We start from the raw sequence: 16,626 nt of genomic DNA, 5'->3' as shown, positions 1-16,626 counted from the left end.
ACCCTCTGGTACGGTCCACAGCCACGCCAGCCGCTCACACCAGCCACCACCTCCGAGGAGAGGACGGCAGGACAGCGTGATGTAGCCGACCAGCGCACCGCGGGGGCATCCTTGAACGCCGATCTCGCTTACTTGGCCGCTCTCCAGGCGAACCTCACCGAGTTGGCCACCGCCGAGCAGCCCGCCATCGAGCGCGCCGCCCGGGCCGTCGCGGACAGCATCGCCGCGGGGGGCGTCGTCCACTACTTCGGCAGCGGCCACTCGCAGCTGGTGGCCATCGAACCGCTGCAACGGGCGGGCGGCCTCGCACCGGTCAACGTCATCGCCGACCCGGGGCTCTCCCCCACCGCGCCTCGGCACGCGGGCGCGGCCGAACGCGTCAGCGGTTACGCCGCGGCGATCCTGCGGACGGCGGACATCAGGAAGGGCGAAGTGGTGGTCGTCGTCTCCAACTCCGGCATCAACGCGGTGCCGGTCGAATTCGCTCTGGGTGCCCACGAGTTGGGTGCGACCGTCGTAGCCGTCACCAGTCGCGCCCACTCGCTGGCCGCAAAGTCCCGGCACACCGGCGGGCGGCGACTGCTCGACGTCGCCGACATCGTCATCGACACGCACGGCCGCCCCGGTGACGCGGTGGTCCCCCTGGGCGACCTCACCGTCGGCGCCCTGTCGACCGCCGTGGGGGCGGCGATCGTCAACGCCCTGACCTGCCGGGCCGCCCAGTTGCTCGCCGAACACCACGGGCAGGCCCCGCCGTTGATCGTCAGTCAGAACACAGGCGACGACGCCGAGCACCACAACAGCGCGCTGCTGGAGAAGGTCAAGGACCGCTGTCCGCGGGGCTGAGGCACCGGTCCGCCCGACGAGGCCCCGCTGGGAGGCCGATGATGGAGAGTACGCACCGGGTGCGCCGCCGCATCGCCGGGGCGGTCTGCGCCGTCGCGCTCGTGCTGCCGCTCACCGCGTGCGACGCGCTCACCCCGGGCAGCGCGGCCGCGGTTCCGGGACCGCGCAGCGTGCCGTCCTCGACCGCCGTGCCGGACGACGACATCACCCTGCGTCTGCAGTTCGCCGACGCGCCGCCGATGGTCGACGCGCTGATCGCCGCGTTCGAGAAGGACCACCCCGGTATCAGCGTCGAGCCGCAGTACAAGACGTTCACCGACTACGTCCAGAACCTCAAGCTCACCATGACCTCCGACAGCGCCCCCGACATCGCGCAGTACGCGGTCGGGATGACCGACCTCGCGGCGGACGGCCACATCCTCGACCTGGCGCCCTACAGGGAGGCATACGGCTGGGACGAGTCCATTCCCCCGGTCAGCCTCGACCAGCTCACCGCGGGGCAGAACAGCGAGGCCACCGGCGGGCGCGCCCTGTTCGGGGTCCCGGCCGGACTGTCGATGACCGGCATCTACTACAACAAGGAACTCGCCGAGCGGGCCGGAATCGACGGGCCGCCCAGGACGCTGGCGGAGTTCGAGGATCAGCTCGCGGCCGCGAAGGAGGCAGGCCTGACGCCGCTCGGTGTCGGGGGCCTCGACACCGGCGGCCTGCACCTGTGGGCCGCCCTGCTCAACCAGACCATGCCCACGGACGACTACTGGGACTGGGTCAACGGCACCAAGGGCGCCACCCTCGAGAACAAGGCCGGGACCACCGCCAGCGAGCTCGTCGTCGAGTGGGGCCGTAAGGGGTATTACAACGAGTCCGCCAACGGCACCGCTCAGCTCGACTCCACCGCCCAGTTCACCAAGGGCGACAGCGTCTTCCTGGTCAACGGCAACTGGGCCGCCGGACAGCTGGCGACCGCCATGGGAGACAACGTCGGATTCTTCCCGATGCCGGGCGAGCGGGCCGACGACCCCACGGTGGCCTCCGGCTTCAGCGTCGCCTACGCCGTCTCGTCCCGGACCGAACACCCCGAAGCCGCAGGCGCGTTCCTCGACTTCCTGACCTCGCCCGAGGCCGGCCAGATCATCAGCGACAACGGCTTCCTCCCGCCCAACCCCGAGGCCGTGGCGAAGCCGAAGGGCGTGCTCGCGGACGTCGCGGAAGGCCACCGGCGAGCTGTCGCCGACGACGGGATCACCACGTTCCCCGACTTCGCGGCTCCCGCCATGCTCGACCGACTGCGTTCCGGCGTCCAGAAGCTCATCGCGGACCGTATCGAGCCCGCGGACTACCTCGACTCACTTCAGGACGAGTGGGAGGAACATCATGCGGAGTAGACCGCCGGTCCGGCCCCCGGGCGCTCCCAGGCGCAGCCCATGGCGCGGATATGTGTATGTGCTGCCCGCCTTCGCCGTCTACTTCGCCTTCGCGGTGCTACCCGCCCTGCACACGGCGTATCTCTCACTGTTCGAGTGGGACGGTGTCACGCTGGGCGAGTGGGTCGGCCTGGGCAACTACCAGGAGATCCTCCAGGACGCCGTGCTGCGCCGGTCCGTGTTCAACGCCCTGGTGCTGGTGGTGTTCTTCTCCTTCGTGCCCATCGTGCTCGGCCTGGCGATGACCGGTCTGCTGGCCCGTTACCGGAGGCCCGGCATGGGGGCGTACCGGTTCCTGTTCATGCTGCCCCAGGTCGTCCCGCTCGTCGCGGTCGGCGTGACCTGGCGGTGGCTCTACGGGGACGACGGGCTGGTGAACCAGACGTTCCGCGCGGTCGGTCTGGACGGGGTGACACGGGCGTGGCTGGGCGACTTCGGCGCCGCGCTGATCGCCGTGGGCCTCGTCGGCACCTGGGTGCTGAGCGGGCTGTGCATGATGCTCTTCCTCAGCGGCGTGCAGAAGGTGGACCCCAGCCTGTACGAGGCGGCCCGGATCGACGGCGCGGGACCGGTCCGGGAGTTCGTCTCCGTCACCTTGCCGCACCTGCGCGGTGAACTCGCCGTCGCCATGACCGTGACGACGGTGGCGGCGCTGGCCAGCTTCGACATCGTGTACGTGACGACGAACGGCGGGCCGGGCGAGCAGACCACCGTTCCCGGCCTCCTCGTGTACCGGCTGGCGTTCTCCGAGGGCAAGGTGGGGCTCGCCGCCGCTCTGGCCGTCGTACTCGGCTGTCTGATCCTCGGGATCGTCTACCTCATCAACCGTCTGTCGAGGTCGGAGACATGAGCAGCGCCACGCGATCGGAACGTTGGTCCGGCTACGCGCTCCTGACCGTCATGGCGATCGCCGTCGTGATCCCGTTCCTCAGCGTCTTCCTCGCCTCCGTGCAGCCGGCGGGCACGCCGGTGGTGGGCCTGACCTGGCCGGAGCGGTGGAGCTGGGACAACTACGAGCAGGCGTGGTCGGTGGCCGCGTTCTCCGACCTCATCCGGCACAGCATCGTCATCGCCGTGGGTGTCGTCCCCGCCTCCCTGGTGCTCGCCGCGCTGGCGGGCTACGCGCTGGGCACGATGCGGCTCCCGGGTGGCAACGCGGTCGCGGGCTTCTTCATCGCCGGGCTCACCATCCCGGTCGAACTGATCGTGGTCCCCCTCTACTTCGACCTGCGGGGCCTCGGTCTGACCAACTCGTTCCTGGGCGTGATCCTGGTGGAGATCGCGCTGTTCATGCCGTTCAGCGTGTTCTGGATGCGCACCCACTTCCAGTCCACACCCACGTCGCTGGTGGAGGCGGCCCGCATCGACGGCGCCTCGTCGGCCACGATCCTGCTGCGGATCCTCCTGCCCCTGGCCCGGCCGTCCTTGATGACACTCGGTCTGCTCGTCTTCATGTGGTCGTGGAAGCAGTTCCTGCTGGTGCTGGTCCTCATCCAGGACACCACCAAGCACACCGCCCCCGCCGGACTCGGGTTCTTCGTCGGTCAGAACAGTACGGACATCCCCACACTGGCGGCGGGCACGATCATCGTGATGCTGCCGATCCTGATCCTCTTCGTGATCTTCCAGCGCAGCTTCATCGCGGGGCTGCTCCAGGGGGCGATGAAGGGATGAGACGGCTCCGTGCGACGCGCCCGGGTCACGCGGCCTTCGCTGCCTGGAGTGTGGCCGCCGCCCACTCCATGACCAGCCGCTGGTACTCCTGCCGCTGGTCACCGCTGAGCGTGCCGCCCGTGCGCAGCCACAGGGCCCGGATCTCCTCGTTGACCTCGTCGGCCGATCGCCCGGTGGAGAACGGAGCACGATGTGGAGTGGCGGACATGTCGTGAATCATAGGGGGGCGGGCGTGAAGGCCATGTGAGGAGTCATGGTCACCGCGGCTGCGCTCCGGTGTCATCTCAGGGGCGCCGGCTTCACGCATCGCCGGACCCGAGCACCAGTACCTGGATCGCCAGGACCGCCGCCCCTCGCGCCCAGTCGTGGAAGTCGGCCACCCTGGTCTCTAGGTTGACCGGCTCCGCCCGTGGGTGGCGGTTGGCGACGATGGCCTCCTCGACGGCCGGCCCCGCCACGTCGACCAGACCGACGCCCTCGCCGGCGAGGAGGATCTTCTGGGGCATGGCGAAGTTGGCGATCTGCGCCACCAGCGCGCCCAGGGCGCGGGCCGCTTCGTCGACGACGCGGGCGGCCATGGGCTCACCCTCGGCGGCGAGGGCCAGGATCTCGTCGTACGACACATCACGGCCGGTCGCGGCCCGGATCTGGTAGCGGATGCTGGGGATGGTCAGCAGGGACACGGCGCTGCCGCGCTCCCCGTCGGGGGTGAGCGGGCCATGGGGGTTCACGATCCAGAAGCGGCCGTAGCCCACTCCGTCCTCTGCGGTCGCAATCCGCTTGCCGCCGTTCACGAGCCCGTAGCCGAGGCCCGCGCCGATGGTGAGCACCGCGAACCGGTCGAGTCCGCGGCCCGCGCCGAACCAGCTCTCGGCCTCTACGAGCGCGGCTACGTCGTTCTCCACGACGACGGGCAGCTCGGTGCGCTCCTCGACGAGTCGGGCCAGGGGAACGTCGTGCCAACCCAGGAAGGCCGACTCGTCCACGACGGACCGGTCCTGGGAACGGCCGCCCAGACCGATACCGATGCCCACCAGGCCGGGGAAGTCACGCGCGAACTCATCTGTCAACTCCCGTAGTACGTCTGCGACTTCGTCCGGGTCATTGCTGGCCAGCGGTCGGTCGCGGCGGGCCACGATGTCGCTCCTGAGCGTGGTGACGACGCCGTACACCATGTCCTGTGTGATCTTGAATCCCACGAAGGTACGGGATTCCGCGACGATGTCGAGGGGTTGAGAGGGGCGGCCCTGGCGCACCTCCGCGAAGGCGGTGCCCTCGGCGACCTCGACGAGCAGGCCCGACTCTATGAGCGGCTTCGTCAGCCGGGTGAGACTGCCCGCGGAGAGGTCGAGTCGCCGGGCGAGCTCGCTGCGGGACAACGGGCCGCGGGTGAGCACCTCGATCGCCACGGCGCGCTCGCCGGGACTGAGCGGCAGCCAGCTGGCGGCAAGTGCGGTCATGGTCGAAATCCTCGCATGTTTTCTTTCGCCATGGAAGCAACAGGGAAATGATGCAGCCATCACAAGGCCGGAAGTGCCGTTTCGAAAAGGTGCCGCACACCTCTTGACGCCCAGATTATTCCGCAGCAAAAGTAAGTGAGGCCCAAGGACGAGCCGCAGACGAGGGAGTCTCCCGATGACCGTCGCCTCCAGCAGCCCTCCGTCGCGTGTGCCACTGCGCGGCGTCGAGGGGACAGAAACGAAGCCGAAAGTCGGCAAGGCGCGAGAACACGTGGGCCGAGGTGACGGAGCCCTCGCGGCCCTCTTCATCGCACCGGCCATGCTGGGCTTCCTGGTCTTCCTGCTCTGGCCCACCCTGCGCGGCATCTGGCTCAGCTTCACCCGCTTCAACCTGCTGACTCCGGCGGAGTGGGTGGGCCTGGACAACTATGTCCGCATGGTCAACGACCCGATCTTCTGGGACTCGCTGACGGTAACCGTCGAGTACGTCGTCATCAACATCGGCGTGCAGACAGTGGTGGCGCTCGCCATCGCCGTCCTGCTCCAGCGGCTGACCCAGTCGGCCGTGCTGCGCGGCCTCGTGCTCACCCCGTATCTGATGTCGAACGTCGTCGCCGGCCTCGTCTGGCTCTGGATCCTCGACACCCAGCTCGGCATCGGCAACGAGATCATCACGGCCCTCGGCGCCGACCGCATCCCCTTCCTCGCCGACGAGACCTGGGCGATCCCCACCATCGCCCTGATCAACGTCTGGCGGCACGTCGGTTACACCGCCCTCCTCCTGTTCGCCGGTCTCCAGGCGATACCGAGCTACTTGTACGAGGCCGCCAAGGTCGACGGCGCGAGCGAGTGGCGGATGTTCTGGCGGATCACCATGCCGCTGCTGCGGCCGGTGCTGGCGGTGGTGCTGATCATGACCGTGATCGGTTCGTTCCAGGTCTTCGACACCGTCGCGGTGACCACCGCGGGCGGTCCGGCGAACGCCACGAACGTCCTGCAGTACTACATCTACGGCTCCGCCTTCGGCCGCTTCCAGTTCGGCTACGCCTCGGCGATGTCCGTCGCCCTGCTGGTCGTGCTCAGCGCGATCACCGTTCTCCAGTACCGGCTCACCCGGGCCGGCCAGACCGACCTCGGCTGACGAAAGGAGTCACCGTGGCTGCCGTGACAACGACGACCGGTGTACGGCCGGTCAGGCGCAGGTTCTCCCTGGGACGGGCGTCGGCCTGGGCCATGTTGGGCCTGATCCTCCTCATCACCCTGCTGCCGTTCTACTGGATCGTGCGCACCTCGCTCTCCACCAACTCGGGTCTGAGCGCCGACCCGACCAACCCGCTGCCGACCGGTCTCACCGGGAGCGGCTTCGAACGGGCCCTCGGCCTGCAGTCGGCCAAGGAGGCGATCGCGCAGGGCGGCGCGGGCGGCGGGCTGGACTTCTGGCGCTATCTGCTCAACTCGGTGTTCGTCTCCACACTGATCACCGGCTGCCAGATGTTCTTCTCCGCGATGGCCGCATACGCCTTCGCCCGGCTGCGCTGGCGCGGCCGGGACAAGGTCTTCGGCCTCTTCCTGGCCGGACTGATGGTGCCGACCATCTTCACCCTGCTGCCGAACTTCGTGCTCATCAAGCAACTCCACCTGGTGGACACGCTGTTGGGCATCGCGCTGCCCACCCTCTTCATGACGCCGTTCGCGGTGTTCTTCCTGCGGCAGTTCTTCATGAACATCCCCATGGAGATCGAGGAGGCGGCGCTGCTCGACGGCGCCGGAAAGATCAAGATCTTCTTCCGGGTGGTTCTGCCGATGGCGTCCACACCGATCATCACGCTGTCCGTGCTGACGTACATCACCTCCTGGAACGACTACTTCTGGCCGCTGATGGTCTCCTACAGCGACTCCTCGCGCGTGCTGACCGTGGCGCTGGCGATCTTCCGGGCGCAGACCCCGGCGACCGGCGTCGACTGGTCGGGCCTGACGGCGGCCACGCTGATCGCCGCGCTGCCGATGCTGGTGCTCTTCGCCTGCTTCGCCCGCCGCATCGTCAGCTCCATCAGCTTCACCGGGATCAAGTGAGGGAACACCGATGCGACTTCGTACGCTGACCGCGCTGACCGGAGCGCTGGCGCTGTCCCTGGTGACCGGATGCGCGAAGGGCGGCTCCACCGGTGCGTCCGCCAACACGGTGACGTACTGGCTGTGGGACGCCAACCAGCTGCCCGCCTACCAGGCCTGCGCCAAGGGGTTCGAGAAGGAGAACCCCGGACTGCGCGTCAAGATCACCCAGTTGGGCTGGAGCGACTACTGGACCAAGCTCACCGCCGGCTTCATCGCCGGCACCCAGCCAGACGTGTTCACCGACCACATCCAGAAGTTCGGCCAGTTCGCCGACCTCAAGGTGCTGGAACCGGTCGACGACCTCGGCATCAAGGATTCCGACTACCAGCCGGGGCTCGCCGCCAGCTGGATCGGCCAGGACGGCCACCGATACGGCGCCCCCAAGGACTGGGACACCGTCGCGCTCTTCTACAACGAGAAGATGGCACAGGAGGCGGGCCTCGCGGCCGACGAGCTCAACGACCTCTCCTGGAACCCCAAGGACGGTGGCACCTTCGAGAAGACCATCGCGCACCTCACCGTCGACCGGAACGGCAAGCGGGGCGACGAGCCGGGCTTCGACAAGAACAACGTCAAGGTGTACGGGCTGGCCACCCAGGGCGGCGGCTTCGGCGACGGCCAGACTCAGTGGAGCCCCTTCACCGGGTCGGCCGGGTGGAGCTACACGGACAAGGCACGCTGGGGCACGAACTACCAGTACGGAAGCAAGACCTTCCAGTCCGTCATCAAGTGGTACTTCGGACTCGCGAAGAAGGGCTACATGGCCCCGTTCTCCGACTACAACATCCAGTCCAACCAGGGCAACACGCAGATCGCCGCGGGCAAGGCCGCCGCCGTCTTCGACGGGGCCTGGATGATCTCCACGTATACCGGCTTCAAGGGCAAGGACATCAAGACCGCCCTCGCACCGGTCGGCCCGACCGGCAAGCGCGCCACCATGATGAACGGCCTCGCCGACTCCATCAGCAAGGGCTCCAAGAACAAGGAGGACGCCCGGAAGTGGGTCGCGTATCTGGCCTCCGACGCGTGCCAGACCGTGGTCGGCAAGTACGGAGTCGTCTTCCCCGCCACTCCGGCCGGTACCGAGGCCGCCGTCGCCGCCTACAAGAAGAAGGGCATCGACGTCTCGGCCTTCACCGACCCAGTGGCCGACAAGAAGAACTTCCGCACCTTCTCCTACCCGATCACGAACTACGCGGCGGACGTGACGGCGCTCATGCAGCCCGAGATGGAGGCCATCTACGGCCAGGGCAAGCCGGTGAGCAGCCTCGAAGAGACCAACGACCAGATCAACCTCATCCTCGGCCAGTGAGCGGTTCCCCTCCGACGAAAGGCATCCCCCGTATGACGTTCTCCCTCGGCATTGTCGGCGCCGGGCAGTTCTCCGGCCAGTTCGCCAAGCTGTTCCTCGCGCACCCGGGCGTGGGCGATGTGTACGTCACCGACCTCCTGCCCGAGCGGGCCGAACAGCTGGCGGCGGCGGAGGGACTGTCGGGCACGTTCCCCTCGTACGAGGCGATGCTGGAGTCGAAGAGCGTCGACGCCGTCGCGATCTTCACACAGCGCTGGACGCACGGCCCGCTGGTACTCCAGGGCCTGAACGCCGGCAAGCACGTGTACTCGGCGGTGCCCATGGCGATCAGCACGGAGGAGATCGCGGCGATCATCGACACCGTCAGGGCGACCGGGCTGACGTACATGATGGGCGAGACCAGCCAGTACAACCCCGCCACCGTGCACGCCCGCAACCAGATCGCCGACGGCGCCTTCGGACGGCTCTTCTACGCCGAGGGCGACTACGTCCACGACATGGACCTCGGGTTCTACGAGGCCTATCAGTACAGCGGCGGGGACAACTGGAAGGCCACCGCCAGCTATCCGCCGCTGCTCTACCCGACGCACTCGGTGGGCGGGGTGCTCGGCGCCTGGCAGACACACGCGGTGAGCGTGTCCGCGATCGGGGTCAAGGACGATCGTGGGGACGGGGTCTTCGACCAGGAGGTCAGCCAGTTCGGCAACGACTTCTCCAACGCGACCGCGCTGTTCGAGGTCGCGGGCGGCGGGTCGTTCCGTACGAACGAGTTCCGGCGGGTGGGTTACCCCTCACACATCCGGGAGTCGCGTTTCCGGTTCTTCGGTACGGACGCCAGTATGGAGCAGCTCGCCACGGTGGCCCTGTGGCAGGACAAGAAGGGGGTCAAGGACATCTCGGAGCTGCTGGAGCCCAAGCCCACCTTGTCCCCCGACGATCCGTCGCTCCAGCACATCGCGCCGGACCTGAGGGCCGCCTTCACGTCCGGTTCGGCGCCGGTGCACGACCGCTCCCGGCTGCCGCGGGAGTTCGAAAACCTGCACAACGGCCATGAGGGAAGCCACCACTTCCTGGTGGACGACTTCGTCACCGCGGTCAACACCCGGACCCTGCCGTCGGTGAACGCCTGGGTTGCCGCGCGCTACACCCTGCCGGGCATCGTCGCGCACGAGTCCGCGCGGCAGGGCGGGGCGAGGCTGGACATACCGGACTTCGGGAACGCTCCCGAGGTGTGATTCCCTGGCGTGGTCCGGCCGCCCCAAGGAGCGGCCGGGCCCGTCAAGCCCCCAGAAGCGGCCGGGCCCGGTCAGGTGCCCGGCTTGCGGCCGTACACGAAGACATCGTCGCCCTTCTTGAGGAGCGACCAGTACTTCTGGGCGGCGGTCTTCGTCATGTTGACGCAGCCGTGCGAGCCGGGCGGGTTCCACATGCTCACGCCGACCGAGTGGAAGGCCTGGCCGCCGTCGAAGAACTGGCTGTAGGGCATCGGCACGTTGTAGATGGTCGAGACGTGGTCGATGTTCCGCCAGTAGATCTTCTTCAGGCCGGTGCGGGTCTCGTATCCGTTGCGTCCGGTGCGGACCGGCACGGGGCCGTAGACGAGCCTGTTGCCGTCCTGGATCCAGCTGAGCTGCAGCGTCAGGTTCACACAGGCGATGCGGCCCTTGTTGACGGGGCACTTGCCGGCCTTGTTGGGGTTGTTCCCGACGGCCTTCTGCCTCGTCATCAGGTCCATCACGCCCCAGGTGACCGGGCCCGCGTACCCGGCGTTCGGGGTGATGCCGTGCTTGGTCTGGAAGGCCTTGATCACCTTGCAGTCGGCGGCGGACTGCCTGCCGTCGACCGACAGGCCGAGGAACTTCTCCACCTGCTTCTGATACGGGCCGGTCTGCGTGCTGCAGCTTGCCGCCTGCGCCGGCGCCGCGCCCAGCGCGACGGTCAGCGGCGCCACCAGCCCGGTGACCGCGAGTGCGACGACTCCCCGTCTGCGTACATCCCCCATCGGCCTTTCCCTTTCCTCCGTGGTGCGATCTCTGCCAGCTAGACCTGCTCCGGGGAGGGTGGGTTGTAGGGCGGCCCGGCCTGGGACGAAATGGTGACATTGCCCGCCATCCGATGGGAGACGTCCGCCGTGGGCTGATCTGTCGGCATGAGGTACTCACAAACGGTGGGTGACGGCGGGGCGAGGGCTTGGGGCTGGACAGGCGCGCCATGGGCCTATGGGCGCCTATCCCCTCCAGCGCACCGATGCCGTCGGGTGTCACACCCGGCCGCAGAAGCCAAAAAGGTTGCCGCCGGTTTCGGACATGCTCACGAGATTCACCATGGCTACACTCGCCCCCCATGTGTGAGGGCATCCGAACCACAGAAGCCCACAAGACATGCACTGATGCGTCATGTCACGACCCCTCTGATCGGAGCAGAAAGGCCTTGGGCCACGCAGTCACCACCGCGAGACACACCCCCTGCCCTGACCGGAAACGCATCAAGTGGTGCGTGATTAAAGACACATTGGGCGCGAGCGCATGAGCCGTGCCGTGAGAGCTCGACACAAGCGCTCCCGTGAGCCGCGTGGGCACTGGCTGCTGTTGAGTCTGGTCCTCCCCGTGATGTTCGCCTCCCTGCTCTTCGAAGGCTGGACCAACAACGAGGTCGACGCCGCGCCGACGCGGCACGACTGCACCGAACCGGCGCCGAAGACCGTGCGCCAGGGCGGTCCGGTGCTGCGCATCGACGGCGACAAGGTGCAGTCCTCCTCGATGCCCGCCCGTACCGTCGCGCTCACCTTCGACGGCGGACCCGACCCGGTGTGGACACCGCGTCTGCTCACCCTGTTGCGCAAGCATCACGTGCACGCCACCTTCTTCCTCTTCGGCGTCCAGGCGGCCCGGCATCCGGAGCTGGTGCGGCGGATCCGCGCCGAGGGGCACGAGATCGGATCGAACACCTACACCGGCGCAGACCTGGGCGCGTCGTCGGACGTCCGCTTCCGGATGGAGTTGTCGCTCACGCAAACGGCGCTGGCCGGCTCGGCGGGCGTCCGCACCACGTTGCTGCGCATGCCGCAGACCACCTCGGTGGACACGCTGTGCGGCGCCGAGTGGCAGGCGGCGCAACGCGCCGCAGCGGACGGTTACTTGTTGGTCGCGGCCGACAGGTGGAACCAAAAGCCGTCGAAGGGTGCGATCCGGCAGCTCAGCCAGACGGAACTTGCCTACAAAGAGACGGAAAAGCTCCTTAAAGATCGGAATATCGACAAGTTCACTACGGTGACGGCCGGCCTCCGGCTGGCCCGGCCCGACACATCGACGTCCACGATCGAACGAGGCCAGGGCAAGGGCCTGATCCTGGTCACGACCATGGGGCAAGAGTTCGCGAACGCCATGAACTGGGTGCTCGCGGTGGCAGGTGCGCTGGGAGTGGTGCGGCTGCTGGTGCTCGTCTTCTTCGCCCGCGCCCATGTCCGGCGTCTCACGCGCTCCCGCCCCGGAGCACCCTGGCTACGGGAGATCAACGACCCGGTGACGATCCTCATACCCGCCTACAACGAAGAGGCGGGTATCGAATCCACCGTCCACTCCCTGCTCGCCTCCGAGCACCGGTACCTGCAGATCATCGTGATCGACGACGGGTCGACGGATCAGACGGCGGATCTCGCCACCTGGATCAACGATCCGCGGGTGCGGGTGATCCGCCAGCCCAACGCGGGCAAGGCCGCCGCCCTGAACACCGGGCTGGACCATGCGATGTACGACATCGTGGTCATGGTCGACGCCGACACCGTCTTCGAGCCGGACGCGATACACGAGCTCATCCAGCCGCTGGCGCATCCGGCCGTCGGAGCGGTCAGCGGCAACACCAAGGTCGGCAACCGGCGCGGGCTGCTCGGCAGATGGCAGCACCTGGAATACGTCTTCGGGTTCAATCTCGACCGCCGGATGTTCGAAGTCCTGGAGTGCATGCCGACGGTCCCCGGCGCCATCGGGGCCTTCCGCCGGGACGCGCTGATGGGCGTCGGCGGGGTCAGCGAGGACACCCTGGCCGAGGACACCGACCTCACGATGGCCCTGTGGCGGGCCGGATGGCGGGTGGTCTACCAGGAGTCGGCCGTCGCCTGGACCGAGGTGCCCACCTCGCTGCGTCAGTTGTGGCGGCAGCGCTACCGCTGGTGCTACGGCACGATCCAGGCGATGTGGAAACACCGCGGTGCCATTTTCGAGGTGGGCCCGGCCGGCCGCTTCGGACGCCGCGGGCTGAGCTATCTCGCCATCTTCCAGGTCGCTCTGCCGCTGATGGCGCCGATCGTCGACCTCTTCGCCCTGTACGGGGCGCTCTTCCTCAACCCCGTGCAGTCGGCCGGCGTGTGGCTCGCCTTCCTCATCATTCAGCTGGCCTGCGCCGGATACGCGCTGCGGCTGGACGGTGAGCGGAGGAGGGCGCTGTGGTCGATGCCCTTCCAGCTCTTCGTCTACCGGCAGTTGATGTATCTCGTGGTCATCCAGTCCCTGGTCGCCATCGTGCTCGGCACTCGGCTGAAGTGGCATCGCATGCAGCGCTCCGGCACCGCCGCCGATCACATAGGTCAACCCGCCCAGGCAGCAGAGCTGACTTCGAGATGACCAAGGACAGCTCATGAATGATCGGCAGTACGGGTGGACGCCCACCGACGGGCTCGACGAACAGTGGGAGAGGCACCGCGTCATTCAGGGGGAGGTGTGGCGACGGACCGACCACCCGTCCCAGCCGCACACCATGCGGACTCCGAACGCATCGCTGAACACCGGCTCAACGGGTGTGTTCATCCCTCATCAGCGGGATACCCCCACCCACACCTATGACGGAAGCACCCTCCCGTTTTTTGACGCAAGCGCCCGCCCATACGGCGGAAGCGAGAGCGGCTACGGTCCCGGATTCAGTGCCGACGGACCCGCCAGGCCTGCCGGGTTCGGCGGTTCGGGCGGAACCCGCCGATCCAGCCGGCCCCTCAGAACTCCCCGCAGCCGGGCCCGCAGGATCATGCGGGCCGTGATCCTGCTGGTCTGCCTGCTCCTTGTCACAGCCGGCAGCACGTACCTCTGGGCCGACGTCGAGCTCAACCGCGACGTGGACCTCGGCAAGATCACGGACCGTGTACCGCATGGCAAAGGAACCAACTACCTCATCGTGGGTTCCGACAGCCGTGCGGGCCTTTCCGCCGAGGCCATCAAGGATCTGCACACCGGCGGCTCGGCCGCCGACGGCCGCCGCACCGACTCGATGATCCTTCTGCACACCGGCGCCCACGGCACCACGATGATGAGTCTGCCGCGCGACTCATGGGTGACCATCCCTGCGCACATCCGCCCCCAAACGGGCATGCACTACCGCCCGGCGAAGAACAAACTGAACGCGGCGTTCTCGTTCGGCGGGCCCGAACTGCTGATACGGACCATCGAGCACAACACGGGTCTGCGCATCGACCACTACGCGGAGATAGGTTTCGCGGGTTTCGTGAACATAGTCAACGCCGTGGGTGGCGTGGACATGTGCGTGGACAGGAACATCAAGGACGAGAAGTCGGGACTGAACCTGACGAAGGGCTGCCACAACCTCGACGGCCGCAACGCGCTCGCGTTCGTCCGCCAGCGCCATCAGGAGGCCGAGGGCGACCTCGGGCGCTCCCGAAACCAGCAGAAGTTCCTGGCCGCCCTCGCCCGCAAGGCCGTCACACCGGGTGTCGCGCTCGACCCGTCCAAGCTCTATCCGGCCGCGAGCGCAGGTCTGGACACGCTCATCGTGGACAAGGGCATGAGCCTGTCCACCCTCGCCTCGCTGTTCCAGGCGATGAGGAGCGTCACGGCCGGCCACGGCAAACAGATCAATGTGCCCGTGTCGTCCCTCGGCATCCGGACCTCCAAGGGCGAAGCCGTGAAGTGGGACGACGCGCACGCGAAGAAGCTCTTCGCCGAGCTGAGGGACGACCGGCCGGTGACGTTCGCGGAGAAGAAGTAGCACCGCCGGCGAAGGAGCGGCCCTTCGGCCACGGGCCGCCCGACCTGCGACCAGCCGGTTACGCAGCCCGCCGTCCTGCGGGAGACTTCCGCCGGACGGCGGGCCCCCCGTGCCCTTCCGGGCGGCGATGATCTGCCTCAGCCGCCGACGCCGCACCCGAGGAGGACCCGATGACCACCACTCCCCCGCCCTTCGACCCCGAGCTGGCCGCCGCGCTCGCGGTGATGGGCGACCAGGCGCCGACCACACTCCTGCCGGAGTGGATCTCCATGGCGCGAGAGGCGGGCGACGGTCCCTTCGAACTGCCGACGAACGAGGCGCTCAGCCGCGACGGCGCCTTCGAGGTGGAGGAACGCGCGGTGCCCGGTCCCGAGGGCGCACCCGACATCTCCCTGCTCATCTGCCGGCCCACCGGCACACCCGGTCCGCGACCGGTCGTCTACCACACCCACGGCGGCGGCATGGTGCTGGGCAACAACCGGCTCGGCATGGACGCGACGATGGAGTGGGCCGCGGAGCTGGGCCTGGTCGTGGTGTCGGTGGAGTACCGGCTCGCCCCGGAACATCCGCACCCGGCCCCCGTGGAGGACTGCTACGCGGGTCTGCTGTGGACGGCGGAGCACGCCAAGGAGATCGGAGGCGACCCGGACCGCATCATCCTGGCGGGCGGCAGCGCCGGCGGCGGGCTCACCGCGGCGATCGCTCTTCTGGCCCGCGATCGGAAGGGCCCCCGTGCGATCGGTCAGGTGCTGCTCTGCCCCATGCTCGACGACCGCAACGACACGCCGTCCGCGCACCAGATGGCCGGCATCGGCATCTGGGACCGCACCGCGAACGAGACGGGCTGGGCCGCGCTGCTCGGTGACGCACGCGGCACCGCGGACGTCTCCCCGTACGCCGCCCCGGCCCGCGCCGACGATCTCTCCGGGCTTCCCCCGGCGTTCATCGACGTCGGCTCGGCCGAGACCTTCCGTGACGAGGACGTCGCCTACGCGTCCCGGATCTGGCAGGCGGGCGGCCAGGCCGAGCTGCATGTATGGCCCGGCGGGTTCCATGCCTTCGACGGACTCGCCCCGCAGGCCGCGCTGTCCCAGGACGCTCGCGCGGCCCGGCTGCGGTGGCTGCGGCGCCTGCTCGGTGACTGACCGGGCGGACCGACCCGGACGACCGGCACGGGAGACCGCCCCGAATGACCGGCACGGGAGACCGGCACGGGAGACCGGCACAGCCCTACGGCACAGAAGAGTGACACGATCCTCAGACGCGCATATGTGATTCCTGACCGAGAATGAGCAGATGGAAGAGCTGGCAGGGCGCCTGGCGGCGCTCGACCCGGACGCCGGAGCCGCCGTCCAGGTGATCGCCTACTTCGACCGCCTGGTCGAAGGTCGCGCCGGCCTCGAGGCCCTCGTGCGGGGTGCGGCGGTACTGTCCGGCTGTCCCGCGCGGCTCGTGGACGCGGACCGGCACGTACGGATCCGGGTCGAGCCCGACGGGCGGAGGAGCGACGAGACCGGGCCGGTGCGCCCCGAGTGGCCCTCGACACCGCTGAGCCCGGGCGGAGCGCCCGCGGTGTGGCTGGAGCGCACGGGGCCGCCGACCGTGGTCGACTCCATGGTCCTGGAGCGCGCCGCGAGTGCCGCGCGGCTGGTCCTCGACCGCACCCGTGGGCGGGCGCCCGCCCACGGCACGGCCGACGATCCCGCCCTGCTGGAGACGGTGCTCGATCCGACGGCCGCGGTGGCCGCCCGGCTGCACGCGGCGCGCGGCCTCGGTCTCGACCCGGACGGCCAGGCCCGCGCGG

At 68.5% G+C, this 16,626-nt stretch carries 14 protein-coding genes and 1 pseudogene; 12 read left to right on the top strand and 3 right to left on the bottom strand.

Annotated elements, in window-relative coordinates:
- Positions 1–111 precede the first annotated feature (111 nt).
- From FGD71_RS29525 to FGD71_RS29510, 4 genes are read left to right on the top strand one after another with little or no spacing between them, the layout of a single operon-like run.
- Complete coding sequence (locus tag FGD71_RS29525; RefSeq protein WP_162931249.1) at positions 112–846, top strand: sugar isomerase domain-containing protein; 735 nt, start codon at positions 112–114, stop codon at positions 844–846.
- 38 nt (positions 847–884) lie between these two features.
- Positions 885–2,231 carry an ABC transporter substrate-binding protein gene (locus tag FGD71_RS29520; RefSeq protein ID WP_119103597.1) on the top strand — a complete coding sequence of 449 codons (1,347 nt, stop codon included), beginning with the start codon at positions 885–887 and terminating at the stop codon, positions 2,229–2,231.
- The gene (locus FGD71_RS29515) at positions 2,221–3,120 is read left to right on the top strand and encodes a carbohydrate ABC transporter permease (RefSeq protein WP_119103596.1); all 900 of its coding nucleotides are present in this window, start codon (positions 2,221–2,223) and stop codon (positions 3,118–3,120) included. Before FGD71_RS29520 ends, FGD71_RS29515 begins: the two co-directional genes overlap by 11 nt.
- A complete protein-coding gene (locus tag FGD71_RS29510; RefSeq protein WP_119103595.1) occupies positions 3,117–3,944 on the top strand; it encodes a carbohydrate ABC transporter permease in 828 nt (275 codons plus the stop codon). The genes FGD71_RS29515 and FGD71_RS29510 overlap by 4 nt, the downstream gene beginning before the upstream one ends.
- A 25-nt stretch (positions 3,945–3,969) precedes the next feature.
- Here FGD71_RS29510 and FGD71_RS29505 read toward each other — a convergent pair whose 3' ends face one another.
- Both FGD71_RS29505 and FGD71_RS29500 read right to left on the bottom strand, forming a co-directional pair.
- Positions 3,970–4,164 carry a hypothetical protein gene (locus FGD71_RS29505; RefSeq protein WP_119103594.1) on the bottom strand — a complete coding sequence of 65 codons (195 nt, stop codon included), beginning with the start codon at positions 4,162–4,164 and terminating at the stop codon, positions 3,970–3,972.
- A 79-nt stretch (positions 4,165–4,243) separates the two neighbouring features.
- Positions 4,244–5,404 (bottom strand): ROK family transcriptional regulator, encoded by a 1,161-nt coding sequence (locus tag FGD71_RS29500; protein WP_119103593.1) that lies wholly within the window; start codon positions 5,402–5,404, stop codon positions 4,244–4,246.
- A 175-nt stretch (positions 5,405–5,579) separates the two neighbouring features.
- Here FGD71_RS29500 and FGD71_RS29495 point away from each other — a divergent pair, with 175 nt between their 5' ends.
- From FGD71_RS29495 to FGD71_RS29480, 4 genes are read left to right on the top strand one after another with little or no spacing between them, the layout of a single operon-like run.
- The gene (locus FGD71_RS29495; protein WP_119103592.1) at positions 5,580–6,545 is read left to right on the top strand and encodes a carbohydrate ABC transporter permease; all 966 of its coding nucleotides are present in this window, start codon (positions 5,580–5,582) and stop codon (positions 6,543–6,545) included.
- 14 nt (positions 6,546–6,559) lie between these two features.
- Entirely contained in the window at positions 6,560–7,477 is a 918-nt protein-coding gene (locus FGD71_RS29490; protein ID WP_119103591.1) for a carbohydrate ABC transporter permease, read from the top strand.
- 10 nt (positions 7,478–7,487) lie between these two features.
- Positions 7,488–8,831 (top strand): ABC transporter substrate-binding protein, encoded by a 1,344-nt coding sequence (locus FGD71_RS29485; RefSeq protein WP_119103590.1) that lies wholly within the window; start codon positions 7,488–7,490, stop codon positions 8,829–8,831.
- Positions 8,832–8,863: 32 nt separating this feature from the next.
- On the top strand, positions 8,864–10,066 hold the full coding sequence (locus tag FGD71_RS29480) for a Gfo/Idh/MocA family protein (protein WP_119103589.1): 1,203 nt from the start codon (positions 8,864–8,866) through the stop codon (positions 10,064–10,066).
- Positions 10,067–10,137: 71 nt separating this feature from the next.
- Here the strand turns inward: FGD71_RS29480 and FGD71_RS29475 are convergent, their stop codons facing one another.
- Positions 10,138–10,833, bottom strand: a complete 696-nt coding sequence (locus FGD71_RS29475; protein ID WP_119103588.1) for a L,D-transpeptidase family protein — start codon at positions 10,831–10,833, stop codon at positions 10,138–10,140.
- Between the two features lie 523 nt (positions 10,834–11,356).
- On the opposite strand from FGD71_RS29475, the gene FGD71_RS29470 reads away from it, so the two are divergent.
- From FGD71_RS29470 to FGD71_RS29455, 4 genes and pseudogenes are all read left to right on the top strand, one after another.
- Entirely contained in the window at positions 11,357–13,450 is a 2,094-nt protein-coding gene (locus FGD71_RS29470) for a bifunctional polysaccharide deacetylase/glycosyltransferase family 2 protein (protein ID WP_119103587.1), read from the top strand.
- 397 nt (positions 13,451–13,847) lie between these two features.
- Positions 13,848–14,822 carry an LCP family protein gene (locus FGD71_RS29465; RefSeq protein WP_420878357.1) on the top strand — a complete coding sequence of 325 codons (975 nt, stop codon included), beginning with the start codon at positions 13,848–13,850 and terminating at the stop codon, positions 14,820–14,822.
- Positions 14,823–14,992: 170 nt separating this feature from the next.
- On the top strand, positions 14,993–15,967 hold the full coding sequence (locus FGD71_RS29460) for an alpha/beta hydrolase (RefSeq protein ID WP_119103586.1): 975 nt from the start codon (positions 14,993–14,995) through the stop codon (positions 15,965–15,967).
- Between the two features lie 151 nt (positions 15,968–16,118).
- Positions 16,119–16,626 (top strand): annotated as a pseudogene (locus tag FGD71_RS29455) (PucR family transcriptional regulator); the annotation flags it as partial.

Origin of the sequence: Streptomyces sporangiiformans (assembly GCF_005768555.2) — a bacterium.
In the GTDB taxonomy this organism is placed as follows: Bacteria; Actinomycetota; Actinomycetes; order Streptomycetales; family Streptomycetaceae; genus Streptomyces; species Streptomyces sporangiiformans.
This window is presented reverse-complemented; position numbering and strand designations above follow the sequence as displayed.

What these genes read in the sequence shown, in the direction of transcription:
- FGD71_RS29470 (WP_119103587.1), top strand. Translation starts at nt 11,357, where the DNA reads ATGAGCCGTGCCGTGAGAGCTCGACACAAGCGCTCCCGTGAGCCGCGT.
- FGD71_RS29495 (WP_119103592.1), top strand. Translation starts at nt 5,580, where the DNA reads ATGACCGTCGCCTCCAGCAGCCCTCCGTCGCGTGTGCCACTGCGCGGC.
- FGD71_RS29460 (WP_119103586.1), top strand. Translation starts at nt 14,993, where the DNA reads ATGACCACCACTCCCCCGCCCTTCGACCCCGAGCTGGCCGCCGCGCTC.
- FGD71_RS29475 (WP_119103588.1), bottom strand. Translation starts at nt 10,833, where the DNA reads ATGGGGGATGTACGCAGACGGGGAGTCGTCGCACTCGCGGTCACCGGG.
- FGD71_RS29510 (WP_119103595.1), top strand. Translation starts at nt 3,117, where the DNA reads ATGAGCAGCGCCACGCGATCGGAACGTTGGTCCGGCTACGCGCTCCTG.
- FGD71_RS29515 (WP_119103596.1), top strand. Translation starts at nt 2,221, where the DNA reads ATGCGGAGTAGACCGCCGGTCCGGCCCCCGGGCGCTCCCAGGCGCAGC.
- FGD71_RS29485 (WP_119103590.1), top strand. Translation starts at nt 7,488, where the DNA reads ATGCGACTTCGTACGCTGACCGCGCTGACCGGAGCGCTGGCGCTGTCC.
- FGD71_RS29480 (WP_119103589.1), top strand. Translation starts at nt 8,864, where the DNA reads ATGACGTTCTCCCTCGGCATTGTCGGCGCCGGGCAGTTCTCCGGCCAG.
- FGD71_RS29505 (WP_119103594.1), bottom strand. Translation starts at nt 4,164, where the DNA reads ATGATTCACGACATGTCCGCCACTCCACATCGTGCTCCGTTCTCCACC.
- FGD71_RS29520 (WP_119103597.1), top strand. Translation starts at nt 885, where the DNA reads ATGATGGAGAGTACGCACCGGGTGCGCCGCCGCATCGCCGGGGCGGTC.
- FGD71_RS29465 (WP_420878357.1), top strand. Translation starts at nt 13,848, where the DNA reads ATGCGGGCCGTGATCCTGCTGGTCTGCCTGCTCCTTGTCACAGCCGGC.
- FGD71_RS29500 (WP_119103593.1), bottom strand. Translation starts at nt 5,404, where the DNA reads ATGACCGCACTTGCCGCCAGCTGGCTGCCGCTCAGTCCCGGCGAGCGC.